We start from the raw sequence: 4981 nt of genomic DNA, 5'->3' as shown, positions 1-4981 counted from the left end.
TCAAATTCCAGCTCACCAACAGGGCCACCATCAATCGTATAAGCCCACTGTGCGGCAAACTTCTCAACATCAAAATGATCCGCTCCCCGGCCGATTTCCTCATCAGGCGTAAAAGCAAGACAAATATCCCCATGTGGTATAAAAGGATCAGCGATTAACAGTTCAACCGCGGTGATAATTTCCGCAATCCCAGCTTTATTATCGGCACCAAGTAGCGTATTACCATCAGTAGTAATCAAATTATAGCCATGTAGCTGATGCAATTCTGGGTATTGAATTGGCGATAAAATTTCATCACCTTTTCCTAATGCAATATCGCCGCCCTGATAGTTCTCAACTATTTGCGGTTTAACATGCTTACCGGACGCATCCGGTGCAGTGTCCATATGTGAAATAAAACCAATGGCAGGAACAGGGTAATCAACATTAGATTTTAATTTCGCCATGACATAGCCATGGTCATCTAAGCTCACCTCATTCAGTCCAAGTGCTCGCAGTTCATCATACAATAATTGGCCAAACACTCTTTGTCCTGTTGAGCTGGGGCAATGGGTATTCTTAGGTTTTGATTGAGTATCATAGGTAACATAGCGTAAAAAACGCTCAACAAGATTATTCATAGCTAGCACTCACTATCGATAAATACAGTCAAAAGTCGACTGAAAAAACGCTATACCCAAACAACCTAACAGAGTACGACAAGGACAATAAAGTGATTTGGGTATATACGCAGCGAATTGCAATTCATAGTACGTATTTATATCCGAGATAACTTGCTATAAATCAGTTTTTATTGGATTAACTAACCGAATCGCTCAACTGGACGAAAAATAAGATTTCAAGAAGTGAAAGCAAAGACCACCAAAAGATGGAATCTACATCTCAAATTCATCACAAAAATAGTATTTTCTCTGCCGAGATTGGCATTTTTTCAAAGTATAACTACATTTACAGGTATGCGATTCCAATAGTTAGTCTATCTGGATTCCCTCAATTAATTATTATCACTAACAACGTCTTGCCTCTTGCGATCTCAGTTTGGTCCTTGAGGCTCTTTTCTTTTATAAAAATTCAATAAAGATGCTCAAGAGCACTTCTTGAGCATCGCTGAACGGCTTATGACTCACAAACCACCGACAACATTCGGCTACTTTTCGCTGGGGTATTAATGGTGACTTTTCCTTGCGAACTCAAAAAAGCATCGCCAGTAGACAAGTCGTAAAGCGTTTGATCCCATAACAACTCAACTTGCTGGGTACGAGACGATTTATTAATAATGACTACGCCTTTATCACCCCGACAAAAGACCAACAGATCATCACTTGCCTCTATCGTAGTCATGGGTAAGCCATGCATTTGATTATGGAAAGTAATCCCCGCCATAATGTGAGGTGCGCACCAAGCATCTAACCAACGAGGACATCCTTCTGAATCACGAAGATGACTCGGGTTTAAGTCAGAATAAATCAGAGGCACGCCCCCGTCTCGGCCTAAAATATAGCTATAAGCGAGTGCTTCATTATCCGCGGACATGACGAGGTCAATAAATACATCATTGTTGGGAATATCATGGGTGATGGCAAATGTGATCGCTCGCTCCTTAGATAGGGCTTCACCAAAGCAATACGGGTCAATCAAACGCTTTAAGCTGCCTTTGGGTTGCAACGCATTATAAACGGTTTGAAATAGAGGAAAATCATAAGCTCCGAGGCGAGTTTCTGCTAGGTAAGGCTCCAAAAAAAGTTGGTATTCGGATTTGGTTGCCCCACCATCAGTGATAATTTCACCAAAAATATGTACATCATGCGTAATTGCCTCTGTCCACACCAAAGTGAGATGTTCAAGGCTCATATGTTTAGCAGCATCGATACGAAACCCTTTGACCCCCATGGCTTTTAGAGCCTGTAGATAAGCTTGTTGGCACTCAACAACATGCTTATTGGGCCGCAAGCTGGGTAGCCCGGGATCATGAGGGCCTCCGGAAATTCGGCCATTTTGCACTTGCCATTTATCTTGCCAATTTTCAATGCCAAACGCTTCGACAAAGTCCGTTTCGGTAAATAAGGGTTGTGATAAGTCCCCAAAAAGACGTTGCTTTTGGTAATAATCAGCCTGTTGCCGATAAGCCAATAGATCTTTATTGCTTGGATACTGTAAGTCCAAACGAAGAGATGATTCATTTGCCATATGGTTAAACACCACATCGGCATAAACCCATAAATCTAATCGTTGTAAGGTACTCACCATCGTTTGAAACGATTCCGTATTACCTAATTGGTTATCAATAACTCGGTAGTCTTGTGGTTGGTAACGCTGCCACCACGGCGTGCCTTTATCGTGTCGATAAGATTTCATTGGTGGAGAAACCAGCACGGCTTTATAGCCCGCTTCAAAGATAGCTTGTGCGCGCTCTGTAACTTGTGAATACGGCCAGTCAAACGCGTGTAAAATAACATCAGTTGGCTGAGAACGAATCATGACAAATACTCCTGCTCTGTCTAGCAAGCGAAAAACCAAATAATTGAATGCAGCTTACTCAATCGCATTCCTACTATTGACGATGATTATAAGTCGTCCTCTAAAAGGGCAATCCCCCTAACGTTAATTATTCATGGTGGAGAGCTAGGGCGTAGAACTCAACATATCCTGCTTATGATTAAAGACAATAACTCATCGCTCATCAAGATTGAAAGATAAACGAAAAAGATCGATAACGACTGGGATAAACAAGGAAAATGCTTTAAAAAGGCATAGATGGTAGAACAAAGAAAACGGGGAAATATCACAGCAGGCACCATTCAATACCTGCTGTTTAGCATCCAATCAGTGAATAGGAACTTCCGATTGAGCAAAAAACTGACCAAAATGAGCTTCTAATACCTCTGGAGTTAGCTTGCCTTCAGCCTCTAATTTTTTAAGTTCAGCCACAATGACCTTTTGCTCATCCAAGCTAGGGAGGGCAACCTCCGGTTGTGCTTGCATTTCTTGAGCCATTGTTTCTAGTTCTTTTTCAAAATCATTCATCATACTTACCTGATAGTGTTAATGCTGGCGAGGAGTGTAACTAACTCCTCGTCCAGATTCTAGCGTTAACCATGTTCAAGCATAATGGATAAAGATCGCCGTTTTGATTAGAAGATACCCAAATAACTTGGAGTTGTAGGTAGGAAGGGGATTAAAACCCATTATACCTTAAAGCGCCCCACTCTCGTTTGCAGGTCGGTGGCTAAACGGGCTAATTCATCGCTCGCAGCGGCAATATGTGTTGACCCATTCGAGAGTTGCTCAACCCCACTACTGATCCGGTTTAAGGTTTCATTGACATCATCCGCAACAATTGACTGCTGCTCGGTTGCTGTGGCAATTTGAATATTCATATCATTAATGGTAAAGATGCCCTTGGTAATATCACGTAATTTTTCGGAGGCTTCTTCAGCCCACTGTACAACTTCATTCGCCTTACGATAGCTACCATCCATGACATGAGAGGCTTCTTTAGAGGCAGTTTGTAGTTTTTCAATAATATCTCGGATCTCTTCTGTCGAACTTTGAGTCCGTGTCGCTAAGGTACGAACTTCATCGGCCACAACAGCAAATCCACGGCCATGCTCACCCGCTCGAGCGGCCTCAATGGCAGCATTCAGTGCTAATAGGTTAGTTTGTTCAGCAATGCTGCGGATGACCTCTAATACTTTACCAATAGAATCGGCATCTTGCTGTAATTTACCAATCACTTCAACGGCAGTTTGTACTTCCTTCGATAGCACTAACACTTCATTGGTGGTATTAGTAACGACCGCTTCACCCTCTTGCGTAAATCGACTTGATTGTTCCGCTGCTTGCGCTGCATTCGCTGCATTTTCAGCAACTTGGTTAACCGTTGTGGCCATTTCAGTCATGGCCGTTGCCACCTGATCCGTTTCATGTCGTTGCTGTTGAACCTGGTCATTCGCTTCTCGACTAGAGACCGCGAGCTCTTCTGCTGCTGCACCGAGTTGAATCGAGGCTTCAGCAACTTGTTTGACTAGGCTATGTACACCACCAACAAAGGCGTTAAAACTACGCGCAAGATCGCCAAATTCATCGTATCGGTCTTCGTTTAATCGTTGAGTTAAATCTCCATCACCAGCGGCGATTTGTTCTAACGCTTGACGCGTTTCATTAACTGGTTTGACTATCATTTTGGCCACCAATAAGACAATGCCAATAAGAACAATGATCGTCACCACAAAGGCAAGCAATAAACTCACCGTTAGCTCATGAGCGGTTGACATAATTGCATCGTATGGCTGAGCCACTGCTAATGACCATCCAGGGGTATTTGCCACTGGATGATATGCCACCATATAATGCTGGTTATTCTCTAAATAAAGATCGGTAATGCCAGTCTGCCCGGCAACCATCTGCTTACTCATCTGAGCATAAGCAGCATCACCAGATTCGATGGCCTTATCTTTTAAGCGCTTGCTTTCGGTTGGGTGGGCAACATAAATACCTCGTGAATCCACCAGCCAAGCAACCGCATTATCGGTTGAAACATTATCCACCAGCTCGGTTAAAGTATTCAGCGTCACCGTGGCTGCTAATAAACCAATCACCTCGCCCTGATGATTTTTCACCGCTTGCGCTAACACAATGATCGCATTACCTGAAGTTCCCGAATACAGAGGATCACTCACTAAGGAGGATTGTGTTTTTTGTACAACCAATTGTTGGAAATAAGCTCGATTTGCTCGACTAGCAATCACACCATTGTGATGATAGGCATCGCCTTTAAGATCAACAAAAAACATAACTTCAAACTCCGGACTCATTTTTTTGCCAAAATGCTTCACGTAGTTAAAAATGGCTTGTGTGTCTCCTGATGCTAAGGTTTCTGTTTGCGCTAACGAACGCACCACCGCCATTCGCGCCTCAACCCAACTGCTTACCATATCAGCACTGCTTTGAGACGTTTGACTCACTGACGTCTCTCCCAAAC

The 4981-nt window shown here is 43.1% G+C and carries 4 protein-coding genes; all 4 read right to left on the bottom strand.

From position 1 onward, the window contains the following. The coding region (pepT, locus tag B7C60_RS18210; RefSeq protein ID WP_245868770.1) for a tripeptide aminopeptidase PepT at positions 1 to 620 on the bottom strand (620 nt) is incomplete at its 3' end. Positions 621 to 1116: 496 nt separating this feature from the next. Then, entirely contained in the window at positions 1117 to 2478 is a 1362-nt protein-coding gene (locus B7C60_RS06945) for an alpha-amylase family glycosyl hydrolase (RefSeq protein WP_099611027.1), read from the bottom strand. 345 nt (positions 2479 to 2823) lie between these two features. Then, positions 2824 to 3024 carry a chromosome partitioning protein ParA gene (locus tag B7C60_RS06940; RefSeq protein ID WP_099611026.1) on the bottom strand — a complete coding sequence of 67 codons (201 nt, stop codon included), beginning with the start codon at positions 3022 to 3024 and terminating at the stop codon, positions 2824 to 2826. A gap of 161 nt (positions 3025 to 3185) precedes the next feature. Then, positions 3186 to 4981 (bottom strand): methyl-accepting chemotaxis protein (locus B7C60_RS06935; protein ID WP_216639310.1); only part of this gene is annotated, 1796 nt, incomplete at its 5' end.

It is taken from the genome of Vibrio fujianensis (genome assembly GCF_002749895.1).
Classification (GTDB): Bacteria; Pseudomonadota; Gammaproteobacteria; order Enterobacterales; family Vibrionaceae; genus Vibrio; species Vibrio fujianensis.
Note: the sequence above shows the minus strand (reverse complement) of the source record. Positions and strands in the feature narration are given on the sequence as shown.